At 65.1% G+C, this 20,850-nt stretch carries 22 protein-coding genes and 1 pseudogene; 12 read left to right on the top strand and 11 right to left on the bottom strand.

What is annotated here, in order from left to right; genetic code table 11:
- Positions 1-18: 18 nt before the first annotated feature.
- Positions 19-1,257 (top strand): FAD-dependent monooxygenase, encoded by a 1,239-nt coding sequence (locus ACIBJI_RS37780; RefSeq protein ID WP_396957924.1) that lies wholly within the window; start codon positions 19-21, stop codon positions 1,255-1,257.
- Between the two features lie 853 nt (positions 1,258-2,110).
- Here ACIBJI_RS37780 and ACIBJI_RS37785 read toward each other — a convergent pair.
- Positions 2,111-3,406, bottom strand: coding sequence for an AAA family ATPase (locus tag ACIBJI_RS37785; RefSeq protein WP_397087947.1), 1,296 nt, complete (start codon positions 3,404-3,406; stop codon positions 2,111-2,113).
- A 1,089-nt stretch (positions 3,407-4,495) separates the two neighbouring features.
- Here ACIBJI_RS37785 and ACIBJI_RS37790 point away from each other — a divergent pair.
- The 3 genes from ACIBJI_RS37790 to ACIBJI_RS37800 all read left to right on the top strand — a co-directional run bounded on the left by ACIBJI_RS37790 (position 4,496) and on the right by ACIBJI_RS37800 (position 7,676).
- Positions 4,496-5,731: an APC family permease gene (locus ACIBJI_RS37790; RefSeq protein ID WP_397087949.1), complete on the top strand. Its 1,236-nt coding sequence runs from the start codon at positions 4,496-4,498 to the stop codon at positions 5,729-5,731.
- Between the two features lie 71 nt (positions 5,732-5,802).
- Positions 5,803-6,018 carry a hypothetical protein gene (locus ACIBJI_RS37795; protein WP_396957930.1) on the top strand — a complete coding sequence of 72 codons (216 nt, stop codon included), beginning with the start codon at positions 5,803-5,805 and terminating at the stop codon, positions 6,016-6,018.
- A 308-nt stretch (positions 6,019-6,326) separates the two neighbouring features.
- Entirely contained in the window at positions 6,327-7,676 is a 1,350-nt protein-coding gene (locus ACIBJI_RS37800; protein ID WP_364359773.1) for a serine hydrolase, read from the top strand.
- 91 nt (positions 7,677-7,767) lie between these two features.
- Here the strand turns inward: ACIBJI_RS37800 and ACIBJI_RS37805 are convergent, their stop codons facing one another.
- The 3 genes from ACIBJI_RS37805 to ACIBJI_RS37815 form a co-directional block, all read right to left on the bottom strand.
- On the bottom strand, positions 7,768-8,100 hold the full coding sequence (locus ACIBJI_RS37805) for a PaaI family thioesterase (protein ID WP_364359776.1): 333 nt from the start codon (positions 8,098-8,100) through the stop codon (positions 7,768-7,770).
- Between the two features lie 413 nt (positions 8,101-8,513).
- Positions 8,514-9,425, bottom strand: coding sequence for an aminotransferase class IV (locus tag ACIBJI_RS37810; RefSeq protein WP_397087952.1), 912 nt, complete (start codon positions 9,423-9,425; stop codon positions 8,514-8,516).
- A 66-nt stretch (positions 9,426-9,491) separates the two neighbouring features.
- The gene (locus ACIBJI_RS37815; RefSeq protein ID WP_364359782.1) at positions 9,492-9,911 is read right to left on the bottom strand and encodes a nuclear transport factor 2 family protein; all 420 of its coding nucleotides are present in this window, start codon (positions 9,909-9,911) and stop codon (positions 9,492-9,494) included.
- Positions 9,912-10,005: 94 nt separating this feature from the next.
- Here ACIBJI_RS37815 and ACIBJI_RS37820 point away from each other — a divergent pair, with 94 nt between their 5' ends.
- A complete protein-coding gene (locus ACIBJI_RS37820; RefSeq protein WP_397087954.1) occupies positions 10,006-10,569 on the top strand; it encodes a TetR/AcrR family transcriptional regulator in 564 nt (187 codons plus the stop codon).
- 229 nt (positions 10,570-10,798) lie between these two features.
- On the opposite strand, the gene ACIBJI_RS37825 is transcribed toward ACIBJI_RS37820, so the two are convergent.
- On the bottom strand, positions 10,799-11,764 hold the full coding sequence (locus tag ACIBJI_RS37825) for an alpha/beta hydrolase (RefSeq protein WP_364359787.1): 966 nt from the start codon (positions 11,762-11,764) through the stop codon (positions 10,799-10,801).
- A 70-nt stretch (positions 11,765-11,834) separates the two neighbouring features.
- On the opposite strand from ACIBJI_RS37825, the gene ACIBJI_RS37830 reads away from it, so the two are divergent.
- Positions 11,835-12,227 (top strand): helix-turn-helix domain-containing protein, encoded by a 393-nt coding sequence (locus tag ACIBJI_RS37830; protein WP_364359790.1) that lies wholly within the window; start codon positions 11,835-11,837, stop codon positions 12,225-12,227.
- A gap of 57 nt (positions 12,228-12,284) precedes the next feature.
- Here ACIBJI_RS37830 and ACIBJI_RS37835 read toward each other — a convergent pair whose 3' ends face one another.
- Positions 12,285-13,319 (bottom strand): aspartate-semialdehyde dehydrogenase, encoded by a 1,035-nt coding sequence (locus tag ACIBJI_RS37835; RefSeq protein ID WP_364359793.1) that lies wholly within the window; start codon positions 13,317-13,319, stop codon positions 12,285-12,287.
- Between the two features lie 2 nt (positions 13,320-13,321).
- Entirely contained in the window at positions 13,322-14,587 is a 1,266-nt protein-coding gene (locus ACIBJI_RS37840; protein ID WP_364359796.1) for an aspartate kinase, read from the bottom strand.
- 114 nt (positions 14,588-14,701) lie between these two features.
- On the opposite strand from ACIBJI_RS37840, the gene ACIBJI_RS37845 reads away from it, so the two are divergent.
- Together ACIBJI_RS37845 and ACIBJI_RS37850 are read left to right on the top strand one after the other, a co-directional pair.
- Complete coding sequence (locus ACIBJI_RS37845) at positions 14,702-15,109, top strand: hypothetical protein (RefSeq protein WP_397087957.1); 408 nt, start codon at positions 14,702-14,704, stop codon at positions 15,107-15,109.
- Between the two features lie 48 nt (positions 15,110-15,157).
- Complete coding sequence (locus tag ACIBJI_RS37850) at positions 15,158-15,565, top strand: secondary thiamine-phosphate synthase enzyme YjbQ (RefSeq protein WP_364359802.1); 408 nt, start codon at positions 15,158-15,160, stop codon at positions 15,563-15,565.
- On the opposite strand, the gene ACIBJI_RS37855 is transcribed toward ACIBJI_RS37850, so the two are convergent.
- The 3 genes and pseudogenes from ACIBJI_RS37855 to ACIBJI_RS37865 form a co-directional block, all read right to left on the bottom strand.
- Entirely contained in the window at positions 15,562-15,807 is a 246-nt protein-coding gene (locus ACIBJI_RS37855) for a helix-turn-helix transcriptional regulator (protein WP_396958014.1), read from the bottom strand. The two genes, ACIBJI_RS37850 and ACIBJI_RS37855, sit on opposite strands and share 4 nt — an antisense overlap.
- A 101-nt stretch (positions 15,808-15,908) precedes the next feature.
- Positions 15,909-16,485: pseudogene (locus ACIBJI_RS37860) on the bottom strand (dihydrofolate reductase family protein).
- A 29-nt stretch (positions 16,486-16,514) separates the two neighbouring features.
- Positions 16,515-17,090, bottom strand: coding sequence for a dihydrofolate reductase family protein (locus tag ACIBJI_RS37865; RefSeq protein ID WP_397087984.1), 576 nt, complete (start codon positions 17,088-17,090; stop codon positions 16,515-16,517).
- A 58-nt stretch (positions 17,091-17,148) separates the two neighbouring features.
- On the opposite strand from ACIBJI_RS37865, the gene ACIBJI_RS37870 reads away from it, so the two are divergent.
- From ACIBJI_RS37870 to ACIBJI_RS37885, 4 genes are all read left to right on the top strand, one after another.
- Entirely contained in the window at positions 17,149-17,739 is a 591-nt protein-coding gene (locus ACIBJI_RS37870; protein ID WP_364359814.1) for a TetR family transcriptional regulator, read from the top strand.
- A 60-nt stretch (positions 17,740-17,799) separates the two neighbouring features.
- On the top strand, positions 17,800-17,988 hold the full coding sequence (locus ACIBJI_RS37875; RefSeq protein ID WP_040686020.1) for a DUF1918 domain-containing protein: 189 nt from the start codon (positions 17,800-17,802) through the stop codon (positions 17,986-17,988).
- A gap of 303 nt (positions 17,989-18,291) precedes the next feature.
- A complete protein-coding gene (locus ACIBJI_RS37880) occupies positions 18,292-18,750 on the top strand; it encodes an SRPBCC family protein (protein ID WP_364359818.1) in 459 nt (152 codons plus the stop codon).
- 36 nt (positions 18,751-18,786) lie between these two features.
- Positions 18,787-19,998, top strand: coding sequence for a low temperature requirement protein A (locus tag ACIBJI_RS37885; protein WP_397087959.1), 1,212 nt, complete (start codon positions 18,787-18,789; stop codon positions 19,996-19,998).
- Here the strand turns inward: ACIBJI_RS37885 and ACIBJI_RS37890 are convergent.
- Positions 19,976-20,824, bottom strand: a complete 849-nt coding sequence (locus ACIBJI_RS37890) for an ion transporter (protein WP_396957953.1) — start codon at positions 20,822-20,824, stop codon at positions 19,976-19,978. The two genes, ACIBJI_RS37885 and ACIBJI_RS37890, sit on opposite strands and share 23 nt — an antisense overlap.
- Positions 20,825-20,850 lie beyond the last annotated feature (26 nt).

Below are 20,850 nucleotides of genomic sequence, written 5' to 3' on the forward strand. Positions count from 1 at the left end.
GCCAGTGAGGAACAGATCATGAGCAACACCAACCCCGCCGCCAACCGCCCACGGGTCCTCGTCTGCGGCGGCGGCATCGGCGGTAATGCCGTTGCCCTGCAACTGCTCCGGGCCGGGATCCAGGCCACCGTGGTCGAGCGGGCGGCCGCGCCCCGACCGGGCGGCCAGGCCGTGGACCTGCGCGGTCCGAGTGTGGAGGTGGCACAGCGGATGGGGCTCATGCCGGGCATCCGCAAATCCCAACTGGACGAGCGCGGCATGGTTTTCGTGGACAGCGAGGGCAAGGAACTGCTGCGCATGGCCGCGGAGGTCTTCGAGGGTAAGGGCGCGGTCGCGGAGATCGAGATCACGCGCGGCGACCTGAACCAGGTCCTGCTCGATCTGCTCGACGAGGCGGGCGGCATCGACTACCGCTACGGCGAATGGGTTACCGAGATCAGTCAGGACGGCGCGGGCGCGGATGTCACCTTCGCCTCCGGCAGCACCGAACGGTTCGACATCGTGATCGGCGCGGACGGACTGCATTCCTCGACCCGTCGCCTGGTCTTCGGCCCGGAGGAGGATTTCTCCACCTACCTCGGCGGCTATATGTCCTTCTTCACGCTGCCGACGCCCGACTATGCCGAGCAGCACTGGATCGCGATGAATTCCCTGGTCGGCGCGACCGGTGTGGGACTGCGTCCGGATGCCGATCCCGCCACTTGCAAGGCACTGGTCGTCATTCGCGACGCCGCGAATCCGGCGCTGCGTCGTGATGTCGCGGCACAGCAGCAGCTCATCCGTGAGCGACTGGTCGACGGCGGCACGATCGCGAGCACCGTCCGCGACGCAATGGCCACCGCCGACGATTTCTACTTCGACGAATTGGCCCGCATCGACGTGCCGAACTGGTCCAAGGGCCGCGTGGTGCTGCTCGGCGACGCGGGCTACTGCGGTTCGCCGCTCACTGGACAGGGCACCGCGATGGCACTGGTCGGCGCGTACGTGCTGGCCGGTGAAATCGCCGCGCACGCAACCGATCCCGAAGCGGCGCTGGCCCGCTACGAAGAGGTACTGCGGCCGTTCGTCGCCACCGCGCAGGAATTGCCGCCGGGTGGCCTGCGCTCGATGACGCCCAAATCCCGCTTCGGCATCCGCGCGGGCCTGTTCGTCAGCAGGCTGATGACCACCAAGATCATGAAGCCGCTCATGATGAAGATGCTCACCAAGACCGAGAGCTACGAACTGCCCGACTACTTGCTCCAGACCGTCGGCTGACCGCTCGAGGCCCGGCCGGGCCGGTCACCCCTCGTGAACCGGCCCGGCTACATACACCCTTGGATGGGATCGTCGGCGCGCACCGAATGGTTACCTTCGGCAGCGGCGACTCAGTGCGCCTGTCAGCTCCGGGAAGAGCCATCCGAAGTGGTTGCCCCCGATAAAAGCGCCAGCCGGGCCGGTCACCCCTCGTGGACCGGCCCGGCTGGCACTACCCCCGAAACGCGACCTGTTACCCCTCGTGAACAGGTCGAGTCCGGTTCCCCACCCCGGTGGTGGCTTGTGTTGCGGTGTTGACACAAACAATGCCGTCGCGGGCTTGTTGGGCACTTAAGAAGACCTTGCAGGAGAAAAACCGCAGGTAGTCGCGTTATTTATGGAAGATCCCGACAAGTTTGCGGCGCGTTGGCGCGAATCGGCGGATGATGGTGGATAAGGGCGCCAAGGAGATTGGAGCGGCGATGGAAACCGTGGTTGTCTGGGTGCTGGCCTGCCTGCTCTATTGGTGGGGCCTGTTGTAATTCCGAGACCTGGGGCCCGTGGCATCCTGCCCCCCATATAACGAAACGCTCCGCCTCCGACCGAAATGGTCGGGGGCGGAGCTGTTTTCGGACATGCGGTACCAGGCGTCCAGTCGGGCGCGGACACCTTCCTCGACGCGTTTGCCGAGTTCGGCGTGCACGCTCTTCCAGTCTGTCAAGAATTAGAAATGATCAAGAAAAGCGTCTGCCATGCTGGTAAGCCAGCGGATGCAGTGGCGGTCACGGCAGGGACCGGTCGCCTGCGCGCTTCGAGACGCGCCCCTCCGCCGGACGAAGTGCGGGTTGGTAGCGGCCGCGCGAACAGGCCGCGCCTACTTCAAGCGGAACTTCTTGGCTCGCATGTACTTCGCGAGTTCGTCGTAGGCGCCGTCGCCATTGGCGAATTCGATTACGTTGCGTGCGGATTCGAACCAGGGCCCCGCGCTCGGCTTGATCTGACTCAGCGCGGCCTCGATATCGGCCATGCCGACCGGGCGCACGGTGCCGGTGCTGATCGAATCGGCCATCGCCAATTGCGTTGCCGAGGTGCAGATGTGGGCCAGATCGGCACCGGAGAAGCCGTCGGTGCGCCGCACGATGGCCGGGAGATCAATGCCCGCGACGGGACGATCCTCGAGGTGGTAGTGCAGAATCGCCTGGCGCGCTTGGGGATCCGGCAGGCCGACCAGGATCATCCGGTCGAACCGACCGGGGCGGCGCAGGGCGACATCGAGGTCCCACGGGTGGTTGGTGGCACCGAGGATGTAGACGCCGTCGTTGCTGCGGGTTGCCGAATCCATTTCACTCAGTAGCTGATTCACCACATTGCGCATCCAGGTCGAACCAGCCATCTGACTGCGCTTGTGCCCGAGAGCGTCGACCTCGTCGAGGAACAGCACACAAGGCGCATTGCGGCGGGCCATTTCGAAGACCTCGTGCAGATTGCGCTCACCGGACCCGTGATAGATATCGAGGATGTCGGCGATTTCGATCGGATAGAAATTCGCGCCGAGTTCACCTGCGACCGCCGAGGCGATGAAGGTCTTACCGCAGCCGGGCGGGCCATAGAGCAGCAGTCCACCGCGCGCGGAGGTGCCGAAAGCCTTGGCGAATCCGGGATTGCGGATCGGGCCGAGCAGGGTGAGTTCGAGCTGACGCTTCACATCCTGCATCCCGCCGACATCGGCCAGCTTGACGGTGGGCTTTTCGAACACGCCGACATCGGAGTCGCTGACGTATTCGCGCGAGCCCTCATTGATGAACGCCGGGGCGATGATGTCACCGACCTGCTCTTCGGCAGCGACCCAATCATATTGCAGCGGTGCGTCTTTCGCCTCATCCGGCGCCGACTCGGTCGAAGGAGCGCGCTCCGTACGAGGGGATCGAATTTCGCTGGGCACCTGAACGCCCGGCGCACCACCCGCGAGCGCAATCGTGCACTGCTGCAACAACTCCAGTACCCGAGCGTGCCCCGGTTCCTGGGCGAGCGCCGTCGCACACTGGGCCAGCGCCTCGGCATGGCGACCACGATCGATCAACAGCTCGACCACCCGCACCCGCAGCGCGAGCACCTCCGGACTGCGCTCCAACGCGGCCAGCATTTCGATCAGTACCAGATCATCGGACAAACCGATCCCCCCTGTTCACCTCATGAGCTCGTTGATTCTAGATTGCGATACCCGAGTCCGTACCGCCCCGAACCGCCACCCACGGGCTGCCGACAGTGCCAGGACCCGCTCGTCGAGCGGACATCCCGCATCTGATCACAGTCGGGCGGCGCGGTGCGGCGCAGGCGTGCTGTCCGCAGGACCTGCCCATCGAGCGGCCATACCGCGTCTGATCACGGTCGCTGGGCGCGCGGTGCGGTGCACGCGTGCCGTCCGCAAGACCTACCGCGGCAATCCCGCACCTGATCACAGTCGGCGCGGCGCAGGCATGCCGTCCACAGGACCTACCGCGGCAATCCCGCACCTGATCACAGTCGGCGCGGCGCAGGCATGCCGTCCACAGGACCTACCGCAGCAATCCCACATCTGATAACAGTCGGGCGGCGCGGCGTGGCGCACGCCTGCCATCCACAGGACCTACCCATCGAACGGCCATCCCGCATGTGATCACAGCCGCTGGGCGCAGGCGTGCCGTCCGCGGATCTGCCGATGTGTATCCGGCCTCGAGTGCGAAGACATCGGCTTCTGCCGTAAAGGCAAAGGCCGGGGTGCCAGCCGACGCTGGCGCGTCGGGTCGCGAAGCCGCTGCATCCTCCGGTGTCTCGGCGCGCATTCGCGACCGGCCTGAATGACGACGCAACTCGGGGAAGCTCAGCGGGTGCATATCGGTCGGTCCAGGGTCTGTGGCCGCAGTATCCATCCGTGCCTTACAGGCGGGTTTGCGCCGCACAGGTCAGCTGAGAATCCCGAGGACGTGTCGGCGGGATCCGACCAGACGAGTTTCGTGGTGCGCATCACATCCGAATTCGTGGAATACATCCGGCCTGCGGACCGTTGATCACCTCTGTCGGCGTCCGGACAGCCCCGGGCCTCACCCCATTTGTCGCTACGAGCGACCACTCGCCGAGAGGCGCTTGTGGGACGTCGGCACTCGAGTCGTGACGTTGGCGTGGCGTCCGGCGACTCAGCGCCGCCAGGTTTACCAACCTGGCGGCGTTTTACATTTCCGCTCGATTCGTGGTCGAGGGCGGTGTGGTCGATGATGCAGCAATGGCAACGCACGGCGACGCGCTGCGACGCAGGCTCGGACTAACCGACTCCGTGGTCATCGGACTCGGGTCCATGGTCGGTGCGGGCATCTTCGCCGCGCTTGCTCCCGCGGCGGGCGCGTCGGGCAGTTGGCTGCTGCTCGCCTTGGCGGTGGCCGCACTGGTGGCGTACTGCAATGCGACCTCCTCGGCGCGGCTTGCCGCGCGGTATCCGGTGTCGGGCGGGACATATGTGTACGGGCGCGAGCGTCTGGGTGCGTTCTGGGGATATCTGGCCGGGTGGGGATTCGTCGCGGGTAAGACCGCATCGTGTGCTGCGATGGCGCTGACGGTGGGCGGATACGCGTGGCCGGAACATTCGCGGGTCGTCGCGGTCGCGGCGGTTTTCGCGATCACCGCGATCAACTACACCGGTGTGCAGAAATCGGCGCTGGCCACCCGGATCATCGTGGCGGCGGTTCTGACCGTGCTGGCAGTGGTCGTCGGGGTGGGCATGTTCGGAAACCATTCCGCCGCAACAACTCTGGCCGACCGGATCGGTCCGCGCGGGGTCTTGCAGGCCGCGGGATTACTGTTCTTCGCCTTCGCGGGATATGCCCGCATCGCCACCCTCGGCGAGGAGGTGCGCGATCCGCGACGCACGATTCCACGGGCCATCATGATCGCGCTCGGGCTCGCGCTGGCGGTCTATGCGCTGGTGGCGGTGGCCGCGCTCGAGGTGCTCGGGTCGGCGGGGCTCGCGCAGGCGATCGATCCGCTGGCCAGGGTCGTCTCGACGGCGGGGGTGTCTGGGTTGGCACCGTTGGTCCGGGTGGGTGCAGTGCTCGCGGCGGCCGGATCGCTGCTCGCGTTGATACTCGGCGTTTCGCGGACAGTGCTTGCGATGGCACGCGACAGACATCTGCCGGGTGCGCTGGCCGCGGTGCATCCGCGCTTCGGTGTGCCACATCGGGCCGAGTTGGCGGTCGGTGCGGTGGTTGCGGTGGTCGTGGGAACCGTCGATCTGCATGCGACCATTGAGTTTTCGTCGTTCACCGTGCTGGTGTATTACCTGATCGCCAATGTTTCGGCGGCGACATTGACCGAGGATCGTCCGCCACGCTGGGTACCGTTCGTCGGCGCGACCGGGTGCTTGGTCGTCGGGCTGTCACTGCCGCTCGGTGCGGTGCTGACCGGACTCGTAGTCCTGGGTGTGGGCGCAGGCTGGTTCGCTGTGCGGACAGCTCGTCACGCATGATGCTGATACCCAGCGGGATCGCGCCGATCGGCGGTTGGCGGGTCGAGCGGAACCGTGGAGCGTGGCGACCGATGGTCGAGGCTGCGCTCGTCTCGGCGCTCTGCGAGGGGTGGTTGATGATTGTCGCGGGCTCGCGGCTGATGCGTGACCCGTTGCGCGAGAAGCTGCTTGCCCGACACATGCCGCTGACGCTTGTGGTCGGGACGGTCATCGCCTGCGGTGTCGGGACACTCGTGCACATGCGCAATGCACCGCGACAACGGTTCATTGTCCGGACACGCCGCTGACCTCGAGCGAAACTGAGCGGAATCGCGCTCCTCACCGCCGGCGCAGACCGGTTCACTGTCCGGACACGCCGCTGACCTCGAGCGAAACTGAGCGGAATCGCGGTCCTCATCGCGAGCCGCGGACTGGTTCGTTGTGCGGACACGCTACAGACGTCGTCCGAGAAGGAGCCGCCGTGCGGAGCGAATTGCGGGCGTGGCGCGTGGCCGATGCGCTATGACGGCGATCGGCGCGCCGAGTTGGCAATTGACTGGGACGCATTCAGCCTGTTGCCCGGTCTGGCGTGGTCTGGCGCGATAGCCTCATGCGCATGGGGCGCATCTACGGATTCCTGGCCGGAATCGCGGCGGTATCGCTGGTTGTGGGAAGCGTCTTCGCCGGGGGTGCGCAAGCCGCGCACACCGAGCAGCTGTCATGTGGCGTGTCTTCCGGGCGGGAGCCGGAACGGGCGGCGCCGGAACAGGTTGGACTGGATGCGGGGCGGCTCGCGCAGGCATTGGAGTTCGCGAGCGGGCGTAATCGGTTGAATGTGCAGGTGTTCCGGCACAACTGCTTGATCGGCGAGGGACCGACGAACGACCAGACCGGCAATGTCGCCTGGAATATCTGGAGTGCGACGAAAAGCGTAGTTTCCGTGCTCGCCGGAATAGCCTGGGATCAGCGGAAACTCGATATCGAAGCACCGATCGATCGGTATCTGCCGCCGGGACTCGGTGATGAGCAGCATCGGTCGATCACCGTGCAGAATCTGCTGACCGAATCCTCTGGCATGAAGGTGGGTGTGCTCACCGAGGGCGTCACCGGGGTGATTCCGCTCGATCCGAATAGTGCCGTACAGGCGCTCGGGGTGCCGTTGGACAATCCGCCCGGCGCGGCATTCAGCTACAGCCAGCGCAATGTCGATCTGCTCGCCTATGTCATCGAATTGGCCGTCGGGGAACCGCTGCGGCAGTTCGCGCAGCGTGAGCTTTTCGATCCGCTCGGTATCGAACGCGGCGATTATTACTGGGCGCGTGATCGCGCCGGGCACACCTATGGATACGCCCACCTGATGATCCCGCCGAACGATTTCGCCAAACTCGGGTTGCTGGTGAGCAATAACGGGAGCTGGGGCGGACAGCAAATCGTTTCGCAGACGTATCTGCGCAAGGCACGCCAACCGTCAGCGGCGAACGAGTGCTATGGCTATCTGTTCTGGATCGGACCGGGATGCGCTGAGACCCCCGACTACCTGCCCGCCGACGTCTACTCGATGTCGGGACTCGGCTTGCAGAACGTCTTCATCATTCCGAGCCTGGATTTGACGGTGGTATGGACCGGAGTCTTCGGAGATGTCAGCAACGAGGGCATTTCGGGGATTGTGCAGAACACCGCGGAATTGCCGTACGAATTTTTCCGTCGGCTGTTCGCGGCCTTCGAAGTCCGTCCGGTGCCCGATCCGGGACCGTATGTGGAGCCGCCGCTGCGTCTGGATCCGAGGCGGTTCGTGGATACGAATCTGCTGCTGGCGGTCTTCGGCATCGGGCCTGCGGCATATCCGGGCTGCAATGTCTTCAGCTGCCTGAACTATCCGTTGGCGCCACCGTTCGCCGACACCGCACCCGGGTGCGCCATTCTGGTGTGCCTCGGTCCGGATCCGCGCACGCCGGGCATCCGCTGAATCACACGCCGAAGAACGGGATATCGCCTTCCTTTGCGCCCTCTGCGAAGAAGTGATCCGGCGAGACCGCGATGAAGGGCATTGCCCTCGGCTATGCGTTCACCGTCGTGTTCGAGGCGAGCGTGAATATGCAATTTGCGCTAGCCTTCGCGCCGCTCGATCGGTGCAGCGGTGCGGGAAGCACATAGTTCACCTCGAGCTTCGCGGTGACCGCTGGCACGCACATGGCGCTCGGCACCGTGCCGGATGCCTCGTCGAGTATCGCGGCGATGACACCGCCGTGCGCGACACCCGGTGCGCCCTGGTGGCGCTCGTCGAGGGTGAAACGACCGATGACGTGGTCGTTTTCGAGATTCAGTGCGATGCCGACCGCCGCCGGATTGGGTGGTCCGCAGCCGAAGCAGCCGTCCACATGCGGCGGCACCGGACAGTCGGGCGCAGGTCACCGCAGTGGTGCAGGCCATGATGGATTTCTTCCTGGCCGCGCCTGCAAGGGAAAGATCCTGCCCACCAAGGCATCCAAGGCATATGGACATCCGCCCGTTGCCGAGCGGCGGCTCGCCCGCTCGGAGGACGTGTCCCGCGCGTTCCGCGGGATCCTGTCGCAGCTGGTTCCCGACCGCGATCCGGACGATCTCGCCGTCGACCTCACCGCGCGCTGGTCGGTGCGTTCGGTGACACAGTCACCGCCTGGATCCAGCAGGCGCTGCCCTACCCCGGGACAAATTCGTGCACGACAACGTGGAACTGTTCCTCAGCACCATCGCCGCCCTCGAGCACTTGTGACGGGCATCCGCAATGGATCGAAGACATCGACGGGAATCCACTCCGTCGCGGTCAGAGGGAGGTGAGCCAGTTGTGATGGGTATCGGTGCGGAGGGCGGCGGTGTGGCGTTTGCGGAGGGTTTGGGTGAGGGGGCCGGGGTGGCCGTCGGCGATGAGGCGGCCGTCGACTTCGGTGACCGGTGAGGTGCCGGATGAGGTGCCGGTGACGAAGACCTCGTCGGCTATGTAGAGCTCGGTCAGGTCGATGGTGCGTTCGACGATCGGGATGCCGTCTTCGGCGGCGAGGGTGAGGATGGTGCGGCGGTTGATGCCGTCGAGAATGTCGCAGGACACATCCGGGGTGATCAGGGTGCCGTTGCGGACGAGGAAGATATTGGCGGCACTGAGTTCGCAGACGTGGCCGTTGCCGTCCAGGAAGATGCAGTCGTCGTATCCGCTGTCGATGGCGTCCTGTTTGGCGAGTACCGAATTGACGTACGCGCCATTGACTTTCGCGCGCGATGGAATCGCATTGTCCGGAATGCGCCGCCACGGACTGGATTTCAGCCGCATACCCTCCTGGGGCACGATCGGCACCGCGTCGTAGACGAAAATGCTGACCTGGATGGCGCAGCCGCGGACCCGAGTGCCCGGAATCGATTCGACGACATGCACTGTTGCGCGGACGAATACGTCCTCGGTCGGCGCATTGGCTGCGATCAGGTCGATGACCGCGGTGCGGAATCGGGCGAAGTCCCATTCGGCGGCGAACCGGTCGATGCCGATGATCTTGCAGGATTCCTCGAGTCGCCGGAAATGGTCGTCGAGCCGAAATGCCGTACGTGCCGATCCATCCACAAGCACCGGGAGCACTGTGTACACACTCAGGCCGTACAGCACCGCCGACGATGCGACAGCGACCGACGCCTGCTCCGCGTCGACGAGCCGGTCGCCGAAGTACACCTGTGGATAAGGATTCGCCATCGGCGCAGGCTAGCAGTCGGTACCCGGGCGAAGCGACGGAATTTCGGACCGCCCGGGCCGGCTGGGTCAGTTATCCACAAGTCGGTTGAAGCGCGCCGTATCCATGTAGTCGCGGAACAGCGCGACCTTGCCGTCGCGGACCCGAACGACATTGACCGACGTGCGAACTCGCGCCCGCGCGGCGCCGGGCACCGTCATATCCACCTCGTTCTCCACGAAAACCACCTCGGGATCGTCTGTTTCGTACACCTGTGGATAGATCCCGTGTACCTCGATACCCGAAATCCCGGACCAGCGCTGCGCGAGATGCGCCCGGATCTCCTCGCGCCCGACAAGCCGGGTCGGCATCCCGGGAATGACGAAGGGGATCTCGAATACCGCATCTGTGGCGAGCAGCTCGACGAATGCGTCGGCATCGCGAGCGGGCAGTTCGCGAAAGAGCCGTTCGACCAGCTCGCGAGGGCTTTCCACCGAAGTCTCCACCATGAAAACACCTGCTTCAATTAAGCGGAACGTTGACCCCGGTTATCATCCGGAACGACCGCCCCGCTTGTCAAGGTCTCCAGTAAACTCAGCCCTCATGACCGATCGCGAGGAACCGCGCCCGCTGCGCGCCGATGCGCGCCGCAATCGCGACCGCGTACTCGCCGCCGCCCAAGAGGCCTTCGCCGCCGAGGGCATTTCGGTCCCGCTCGACGAAATCGCCCGTCGCGCAGGCGTAGGCGCGGGCACCGTCTACCGCCACTTCCCCACCAAGGAAGCCCTTTTCGAAGCGGCGATCGTGGACCGCGTCGAGCGCATGATCGCCTACGCGCGGGAACTCGCCACCGCCCCCGACCCGGGCAAAGCCTTCTTCGACTTCCTCGACCGCATGGTCACCGAAGGCACCGTCAAACGCGACCTAGCCGAAGCCGTAGGCGCCGACGCCCCCGAATACCGCAAACCGGCCCATGCCCTGAACGCCGCCATCGCCGAATTACTAACCCGCGCACAACAATCCGGAGCGGTTCGGCGCGATATCGATATCGACGACCTCATGCGTGTCGTAAAGGGCACCTTCCTAGCCGCCAACACCACGAACACCACCGCGGAGCAACGCCGCCGCACCTTCGCAATCGTGTTCGACGGGCTACGGCCCCACTGACTACAGCCCACTGTCCGAAACGACACGACACCAACCCCGCCGATTGCGGCGATACGACAGAAGACGACGCGATCCGTCCCCTGCCGATCACCATCGTCGACAACGAGTTGCTCCACCCGCCCCCGAGCCCAAGCTGGCCCGCACCGGTCACGTGTTCGTCGGGCTCTCGCCGCTTCCGAGTCGTCACAGTTGGTCGAAGCGGGCGGGCAGGGCGCGATGAGCAGGACCGTTATCGGCCCGCGATGTCCCGGTCGACTGCGGACCGATCGTGGCGTGGCGTGCGGCAAGCGTCGATGATGATCTTGCGAGCCGCGCGGCCTTCGGGGCTGGGCATGAGCACGTAGTTGTGCGGCAGCCCCGGACCCTCGTGGTAGTCGACCGGTATGCCCGCGGCTTCGGCGCGGCGGGTCAGGGCACGGGCGTCGGCCAGGACCATTTCGTGGGTGCCGGAGAAGATGGTCAGGGGCGGCAGTCCCTCGATCGCACCGAACAGCGGGCTGACGCGAGGGTCGCGGAGGTCGAGGCCGTCGGCGTAGAGCCGCGCGATCTCGGCCATTCCGGGTCGCTGATGCAACGGATCGACCTGTTCGAGTGCGGGCAGTGCCGGGCCGGAAAGGGTGGCGTCGAGCCAGGCGGAGATCAGTACCACCCGCGACGGTTGCGGCCCACCCTGATCGCGCACGGCATGTGCTGCCGCCAGCGCCAGCAGGCCGCCTGCCGAATTGCCCATGACCACGGTCTTTCCGGAGCCGCGCTGCTCGATCGCGCGGGTGATGATCGCGGCGGTAGTGGCCACCATATCCGCGGCGCTGCTATGTGGGATCAGCGGATAGATCGGGACCACGACCTGCGCTGGAATGGCGGCGGCGAGTTCGCGGACGAAACTCCAGTGCGGGCGCACGATCTCGGCGAAAAAGCCGCCGCCGTGCAGGAAAACCACGCTGACGTCGGTGGGACCGGCGCTCGGCGTTATCCGGAATACGGGCCAACCGTCGAGATCATCCGAGGTGACGGTCGCTGCCTTGCGCAGGAAGGCCGGTGGCCGTACCTCTTTGACGCGCCGGTCGCGCTTTTGCACCGCCGCATGAACCCCTTCCGCGCTGCCGAGCATCCGCTTCTGGCCGCGCGATGCCAACAGTGCGGTGATAGCCCTGGTCTGCCAGCTCGGCTTCGCGGTGACTGCCTCGGTTGTCATATCCGTTCATCTCCCTGTCGTCGCGGCTCGCACCGGCTGATTGCGCCGGGCACCGATTAGCCTGACGAACATGACCGGGGCCGCGCTTTCACAAACATGCGGTGCGCCGGTGCTGTGGGTGCGGCCCGGACATGTCGGATACCTCGGCCCGGAACCGGGCATACGGATGCATGCCACGACCGCACACATCCGCGCCGAACACGCGGCCGATGCCGCCGGAATGTCGGAAACCCACTTCCTACGAACCTTCACCGCACACACCGGCACCACATTCCGCCGCTACCGCCAATGGGCGCGGCTGCGAATGGTTTTCGCGAGCCTGGCCGCCGGGCACGACCTCGCCCGCTGCGCCGCCGATGCCGGATTCGCCTCCCCGTCACACCTGAGCGAAACCTTCCGGCGCGCATTCGGGGCGTCGCCGACCGCGCTGCTCGGCTCGTCGGTGACATTCGATATCCGATGACCGAAAAGAAAACGGGCCGTTCAGATCTCACGATCAGAACGGCCCGTTCGGTCGGTGTCAGCGCTGAGCCAACAGGACTTCCGCGATTTGAATGGTGTTGAGGGCGGCACCTTTTCGGAGGTTATCGCCCGAGATGAACAGGGCGATGCCGCGACCGTCGGGTACGCCCGGATCCTGGCGGATGCGGCCGACCAGAGAGTCGTCCTTGCCCGCGGCTGCCAACGGGGTCGGCACGTCGGTGAGCTGGACGCCGGGGGCCTTGGCGAGGATTTCCTTGGCGCGCTCAACCGAAATCGGTTCGGCGAATTCGGCATTCACCGACAGCGAGTGGCCGGTGAAGACCGGGACGCGCACGCAGGTGCCGCTGACCAGCAGGTCGGGCAGCCCGAGGATCTTGCGGCTCTCGTTGCGCAGCTTCTGGTCTTCGTCGGTTTCGAAGGAGCCGTCGTCGACCAGCGAACCAGCGAGCGGGATCACATCGAAGGCGATCGGCGCGACGTACTTGTTCGGGGCCGGGAACCGCACCGCACTGCCATCGTGCACCAGCTTTTCGGCATCGTCGACCACAGCGCGCACCTGGGAGGCCAACTCCTCGACACCGGCCAGACCGCTGCCGGAGACCGCCTGGTAGCTCGACACAATCAGCCGCCGCAGACCCGCCACATCGTGCAGTGGCTTGAGCACCGGCATGGCGGCCATGGTCGTGCAATTCGGGTTGGCGATGATGCCCTTGACCAGATTGCGGGTCTGCTCCGGATTCACCTCGCTCACGACCAGCGGGACCTCGGGATCCTTACGCCAGGCCGACGAGTTATCGATCACAGTGACACCGGCCGCCGCGAACCGCGGGGCCTGCACGCGCGACATGGTGGCGCCCGCGGAGAACAGCGCGATATCCAGGCCCGCGGGATCGGCGGTCTCGGTGTCCTCGACCACGATCTCGCCGCCGCGCCACGGCAGGGTCTTACCCGCCGAGCGGGCCGAGGCGAAGAAACGCACCTCATCGGCCGGGAAATTGCGCTCTTCCAGCAGTTTTCGCATGACGGCGCCGACCTGGCCGGTCGCGCCGACGACTCCTACCCGTACACCCATGCTTATCGTCCTGTTCCCGCGTGGACGACGGCGACCTCGTCGCCGCCCAGATCGAAGGCCTTGTGCAGCACCTGCACGGCCTCGTCCAGTTCGGTGTCCTTGACCAGCACCGAGATCCGGATCTCGGAGGTGGAGATGAGGTCGATGTTCACACCCGCGTTCGCCAGCGCCTCACAGAAGGTGGCGGTGACGCCCGGATGACTCTTCATACCCGCGCCGACCAGCGAAACCTTACCGATGTGGTCGTCGTAGAGCACCTGCGAAAAACCGATCACGTCCTGACGCTTGGTCAGCATCTCCACCGCACGCGCGCCCTCGGTCTTGGGCAGGGTGAAGGTGATATCGGTCTTACCCGTCTCGACCTTGGAGATGTTCTGCAGGACCATATCGATATTGATCTCCGCGTCGGCGATCGCGCGGAAAACCTTGGCGGCGTAGCCAGGTTCGTCCGGCAGGCCGACCACGGTCACCTTGGCCTCGCTGCGGTCGTGCGCGACGCCCGTGAGGATTGCTTGCTCCAAGGGGATGTCCTCCATCGATCCATAGACGTAGGTGCCGGGCTTGTCGGTGTAGGACGAGCGCACATGCACCGGAACGTTGTAGCGGCGCGCGTATTCCACGCAGCGCAACATGAGTACCTTCGCGCCGCAGGCGGCGAGCTCGAGCATCTCCTCATAGGAGACCTGCTCGAGCTGCTGGGCGTCGGGCACGATCCGCGGGTCGGCGGTGAAGACGCCGTCAACATCGGTGTAGATCTCGCAGACGTCGGCATCCAGCGCCGCGGCCAGCGCGACCGCGGTGGTATCGGAGCCGCCGCGACCGAGCGTGGTGACGTCGCGACTGTCCTGGCTGACGCCCTGGAAACCGGCGACCAGCACGACCAGACCTTGGTCCAGCGCGGCGCGCACCCGGCCCGGGGTGACGTCGATGATCTTGGCGTTACCGTGCGATCCGGTGGTGATCACACCCGCCTGCGAGCCGGTGAACGAGCGAGCCTCGGCGCCGAGCGAATGGATGGCCATGGCGACCAGCGCATTGGAGATGCGCTCACCCGAGGTGAGCAGCATGTCCATTTCCCGAGCCGGTGGCGCGGGCGCCACCTGCTGCGCCAGATCCAGTAGCTCGTCGGTGGTATCGCCCATGGCCGAGCAGACGACCACCACGTCGTGGCCCTGCTTCTTCGTCTCGACGATCCGTTCAGCGACGCGCCGGATACGCTCGGCGGTTGCCACCGAGGATCCTCCGTACTTCTGAACCACGAGAGCCACGACAGGGTCCTCCAAGATCGACAATCAGCTGCTAACAGCACCCCAGAGTACCGGCCGAGGTCCAGCGGATTTGTTCCTACCTCCTCAGCGGGCGAGGATCGAAGGGGCCATCGTGTGAATCTTTCGACCGCATTGAGCCTTGCGGCCCAGCGCAGCGCCAATGACGGCGTGATGACGCATCAGGCCGTCACGGACCGGCTCGGCCTGCATGTGACGGATCTGCGCGGCTTGATTCTGCTTCGCATCGGCGGTCCGGCCACCGCCGGGGAACTGGCCCATGCGCACCGGCCTGACCGCCGGCGCCATCACGCGGATGATCGACCGGCTACCGAAGGCGCTATGTGCTGCGCGAACACGACGCACAGGACCGGCGGCGGGTCGATCAGTGTGATCCAGGAGCGGATCGATGAGATCGCGCCGCACTACGAGGTGGTGGCGCGGGAGTTCGCGGTGGCGATGGCGGGTATTCGGTCGAGCAGCTGGATGTGTTCAACCGACTGCACGACACATCGGTACGGGTGACGGCACTGCTGCGGGCAGCAGACACCGAATGAGAGGACGATGTAGCCCATGAAAAGCACGGTGCTCGAGGTGACCACGGGACGATCCGAAGTCGTGCACGACATCACCCCACAGTGCGCGTCGTTCGCGCGGGACGCGGGTGCGGACGGATTGCTGCATATCTTCGTGCCGCATGCCACAGCCGGAATCGCGATCATGGAACTCGGTGCGCGCAGCGATGACGATCTGCTCGCTGCACTGCGCGATCTGCTGCCCGCCGATGATCGGTGGCGGCACGCACACGGCTCGCGCGGGCACGGCCGTTCGCATGTGATGCCCGCGTTGATCCCGCCCTATGCCACGGTCCCGGTTATCGGCGGTGCGCTGACCTTGGGTACCTGGCAGTCGATCGCGATGGTCGATCTCAATGTCGACAACCCGGATCGGCAAGTGCGCCTGTCGTTTCTGCGCGGTTAGTCGGGCGATCGGTTGGGGCGAGCCGGGCGAGTTCGGTGCGATTGGCAATACCGAGCTCGGCGTATACGTGGGCCAGATGCGTTGACGGTGCCGCGACTGATGAACAAACGCGCGGCGATCGCCGGATTGGTCAGGCCGGAGACGGCGAGTTCGACCACGGAACGCTCGGTGGGTGTCAGGCTTTTCCAGCCGGAATCGAACGCTGACCGAGACGCCGTCGCCGAACTCCCGTATCGCCGAATCCGATCCGGCCGCGACGGTCAAGCAGCTGCGCGCCGAATCCGGCGGCGACATCGTGGATTGGCCTCCGGTGCGATCGTGCTGGTCTACGACAAGATCGGCCTCAGGCTCTGGCCAGCCAGGTGACCTGGGTGCCATTGCCGAATTCGATGCGCTTGGTGGGTGCGAACGATGTGGGGTTGAATTCGCCCGCGAAGGCCTCGGTTCCGGTCCCGGCCACCACCGGATAACTCTTGATGACGAGCTCATCGATCTCGCCGAGTAACTGCGCGGCGAGCTTGCCGCCACCAGCCAGCCAGATATCCATGCCGTTCTCATGCTTCAGCCGACGCACCAGGCCGACCGGATCGCTCGCGACCACCTCGACCTGCGGACCATCGACCGGCCCGAGGGAACTCGAAACGACGTACTGCCGCATATGCGCATACGGGCTGGTCACGCCGATGGACAGAGCCGGATCGTAGGTTCCGCGGCCCATGACCAGGGTGTCGAACTTCTGATTCGGCGCATCGACCGCCAGGCCGATATGCGGGCGGATATGGGTCGGGAGCGTCTCTGGATACTGTGCCTTCACCCAGTCCCACATGTCGTCCCCGACCGGATAGAAGCTGATGTCGTCACCGGGCCCCCGCGATGTAGCCGTCGAGGGACATGCCGACAAAGTAGACGAGTTTTCGCATATGACTACCTCTTTCGTGGTGCTGGATCGTCAGGCACGGGAGAACCAGGTGACCTGGGCGCCGTTGCCGAACTCCCGGCGCTCGGTCGGTGTGAACAGGGTCGGGTTGAACGCACCCGAGAAGGCGGATATGCCGCCGCCCGCGACGACCGGATAGCTCTTGACGATCATTTCGTCGAGTTCGTCGAGCAGTGCCGCGGCCAGCTTGCCGCCGCCGCACAGCCAGATATCGCCGCCCGACTCGGCTTTCAGTCGTCGCACCAGCCCAACCGGATCGCTCGCGACCACCTCGATCTGTGGATCATCGGTCGGGCCGAGGGTGCTCGAAATGACGTACTGCCGCATATGCGCATACGGACTGGCGACCCCCTCGGACAGCCCGGGTTCATAACTCCCGCGGCCCATCAGCACGGTGTCGAACCGCTTACTCGGTTCGTCCACCGCCATACCGACATGCGGCCGCACATGACTCGGTACGAAGTCCGGATACCGCGTCGTGATCCACTCCGTCATCTCGGCGTCGCGTGGATAGAAGTCGAACTCCCCTGCTGGACCCGCGATATAGCCGTCGAGCGATACGGCCACGTAGTAGACGAGGTTTCGCATATTCATACCGCCTGATCCGTTGTACTCTAAGTGAAGTGGTTTGAAGGTAGTACTACAGATGGAGTGGTGTCAAGTGCGGACAAATCCGGAGCGGCGGCAAGCGCTGCTCGATGCGGCGCTCGAGGTGTTGGCGAAGGAGGGCGCGCGCGGGCTCACCTTTCGGGCGGTGGACAAGGAGGCCGGGGCGCCCGCGGGTACTGCGTCGAATTACTTCGCCAACCGTGACGACCTGCTGACACAGGCGGGCGGGCGGTTCTACGAACGGTTGACCCCGAGTGCGGCCACCATGGCCGACCTCGCGACGGGCCCGAAAACGCGGGCGCATATCACCGAACTGATGCGGGAGACGGTCGGGCGCATCGAGGCCTTCCGTACCGGGTACCTGGCCATGCTCGAGCTGCGCTTGGAGGCGACGCGGCGACCGGAGTTGCGCGCGGTCATGACCGAGGCCGTGCGCGCGGATCTCGATTTCAATGTGCGCAACCATCTCGAGGCCGGACTGCCCGGCGACGAAAACTCGGTGATGCTGTTGTATCTGGCACTGAATTGGCTGATCGTGGATCGGCTCACGCTGCCGGGAATCTTCACCGAGGAGCAGAGCCAGGAACTGATCGAAGCCGCGGTCGATCGACTCGTCGGCGACGAGTGAAACGCCGCGTCGTACGGGGAGCCCTTGTGACGCGCATCACTGTCATTCGATAATGGGGCGATGATGGCGAATGTCGGAGACCGGCTCCTCGTGCACGGCCACGTTGTGGGACAGAGTGATCGCCACGGCGAAATCGTGGAAGTCCGCGGGCCTCAGGGCGCACCGCCGTATGTGGTGCGGTTCGACGACGGGCACGAATCGCTCGTCTACCCAGGTCCGGACGCGATCATCGAACCAACGCCGCACTGAGCCCCGGCACCAGCGGGCCCGCTCGCCGCGGGCCCGTTACCCCCTGTCCAGCCGCAGATGCGATACCTCGCGCACGATCGACATACGGTCCCGGCAGCTCCGGCGGCAAGTCCACTGATTCCGCCGATATCGCGGTTCATTCGAAAATACTGAACCGTAACTTGTTCTCGCCGTACATAATCGACCGTGATCACCCCGAGATATGCGGCCGATGTGGCTTCGGGCACTGACCGCTCGGTTGACTTGCGAATGTGTCGCTGGGCACAATTTGCCGATGTAGTTGGGCGGGGGCGGAGGTATGGAATGCGTACAAAGACCGATATCCGTTTCGTCGTCGACGCCGATCCCGAGCAGGTAATGGATGCGCTGGCCGCGGTCGAGATGCTGCCGGAGTGGTCGACCTCCTACAGCGACGCCCGGGTCGCAAGCCGCGACGACGTGCTGCGACCGCGCCGGGTATTCGTAAAAGCGGAACTGATGGGCAGGTCGGATCTGCAGGTCCTGGAGTACGAATGGACCGAGACCCGCTCCTCCTGGGAGGTCACCGACAGCACCGAAGGGGTGAAGGGCGGCGGCTGGTTCGAGGTCACCGAGGGCGAGGAGGGCACCGATGTCTGGTATCACGTCGAGCTCTACATCCCGATCCCAATTCCGGGCATGCTGGTGAAACGGACCATGCGCCGCTCGAATGAGGCCGTCGTACAGAACTTCATCGAGTTCGCCGAGGGCTTCACCGAGAACGAGAACTATCAGGCGGTGTAGAACGCACCTGTCGCAGTCGGATGCAACGATGTGAACATGATCGGTTCCAAACGGGCACGCCTGTTGCCAACGGCCGAGGATGCGTCGGTAACGCAGCTCGAGTTGTTCTTCGACCTGGTGCTCGTCTTCGCGTTCACCATGGTCACCGGCCTGGTCGCACACGACACCAGCGCCAAGAACATGCTGCGGGCGGTGTTGGTACTCGCCGTCATGTGGTGGCTGTGGATCGCATACTCCTGGCTGGGCAATGTGGTGCGCGCGGACGAGGGCATCGCGCGGGTCGCCATGTTCATCGCGATGGGCGGTGGTTTCCTGGCGGCACTCACCATTCCGGAGGCCTTCGACGACGCGGCCGGCGGCTGGTACGGCCCGCTGGTCTTCGCGATCGCGTATCTGATTGTGCGCCTGGTGCATCTGGGCATGTTCGTGCTGGCCAGCGCCGAGGATTCGCAATTGCGCAACCAGGTGCTGCGCTGGAGTCTGGGTTCCATCACTATCGGGACCACCCTGCTCGTCATCGCCGCGATGACATCGGGGACGACGCAGATCGTGCTGTGGATCGCCGCGATCGTCGGCGATATGGGGTGGACCCTGCTGGCGGGCGAGGACTGGCGATTGAACTCGGCCAGCCATTTCTCCGAACGCTACGGGCTGATCACCATTGTGGCGCTGGGTGAATCGATCGTCTCGATCGGCATCGGCGTCGCTGGACTGCCCATTTCGTGGCCGATCGCCGTCGGATCGCTACTCGGACTCGCGGTTTCGGGTCTGCTGTGGTGGGCGTACTTCGATGTGGCGGCGCTGTCGGTGGAGCACGAGCTGCAGCAGGCCAACGGCGAGCGGCAGATCAAGATCGCCCGAAACTCCTACACCTTCTGGCATTTCCCGATGATCGCCGGGATCATCGGACTCTCGCTCGGGCTGAAGAAGGTGCTCTACTACGTCGGCGACGAATCTGCGCACAGCCTCACAGACTCGCTGTCCGGGATACCGCTGTTCGCGCTGTACGGCGGTGTGGTGCTGTATCTGATCGCATTGGTCGGGTTCAAGCAGTACGCGACCGGGAACGTCACGGTGCCGCGTCTGGTGGCCGCCGTACTGCTGCTTGCGCTGATTCCGGCGGCCTGTGCACTGCCCGCGCTGGCGTCACTGGGGCTGCTGTGCGGTGTACTGGTGCTGCTGATCGTCTGGGAGACAATGCGTTACGCGGCGCCGCGCGACGAGATCAGGCACGCGGCACACGGCTGAGGTGGTAGCGCACGGTCTGTTCGTGCGGCGTCGGGCCGTGATTGGACGGCTCGACGCGCACCCCGGCGTGCACGGCGTCCCGGATCTGATCCACGTTCTCGCGGATCATGTCCGAAACCAGTTCGTCCGTGCGGGGATCGGCCAGCACCTGGAACACAATTCGGAATGTGGTGTCGGCGATGAGTCGGATGATCTCGTCGTGAAACGGGATGTAGCGGACCCGTCCGGCCTGTGGATCCTTCTTGATGAGTTCGAGGATCATCTCGTCCATTTCGGCGCGGTTCTCCTCCAGCGCCGCCGCGATATTGCGGGTGTAGTGGCCCGCGCGCAGCACATGCGCGACCTCGTCCAGGATCGCGATCGTCATGGGGCGCTTGATGACTTCGACAATGGTTGTCACGAAGCGGTTCACCACTGCGGCGGTCACCCGATCGCCGAGTGCCCGATCGGCGACCCGGCCGAGGCGAACCGCGATCACCACGATCCGCAGCAATCGGAATCCGCGGAAGAACGGACTGGTCACCGGGATCATGCCGAGCACTTCGTACCAGTAGATGAACGGGAACGTCCACGGCCAGCCCGCGCGGCGCCAGCGCCAGAGGAATTCGACCGCGAATATCGCGCACACGGAGTAATCGAGCACCACGATCACGCGGTAGGTGTGCGCGGACACTTCGAAGAAGGTGACCCAGGTGACGAGCACGACCGAGACGACGGCCAGCGCCAGCATCACCAGGTCCGACCACAGCGCGGGCGGCTTGCGTGGAAAATCCAGCTTCGGCCATTCGTCGAGGCCGGGCGTGGTCGGCCTGGTTGGAGTTGCCACGTAAGGATCCCTTCGACGCCGAACGG

Origin of the sequence: Nocardia sp. NPDC050408, from assembly GCF_044458905.1 — a bacterium.
In the GTDB taxonomy this organism is placed as follows: domain Bacteria; phylum Actinomycetota; class Actinomycetes; order Mycobacteriales; family Mycobacteriaceae; genus Nocardia.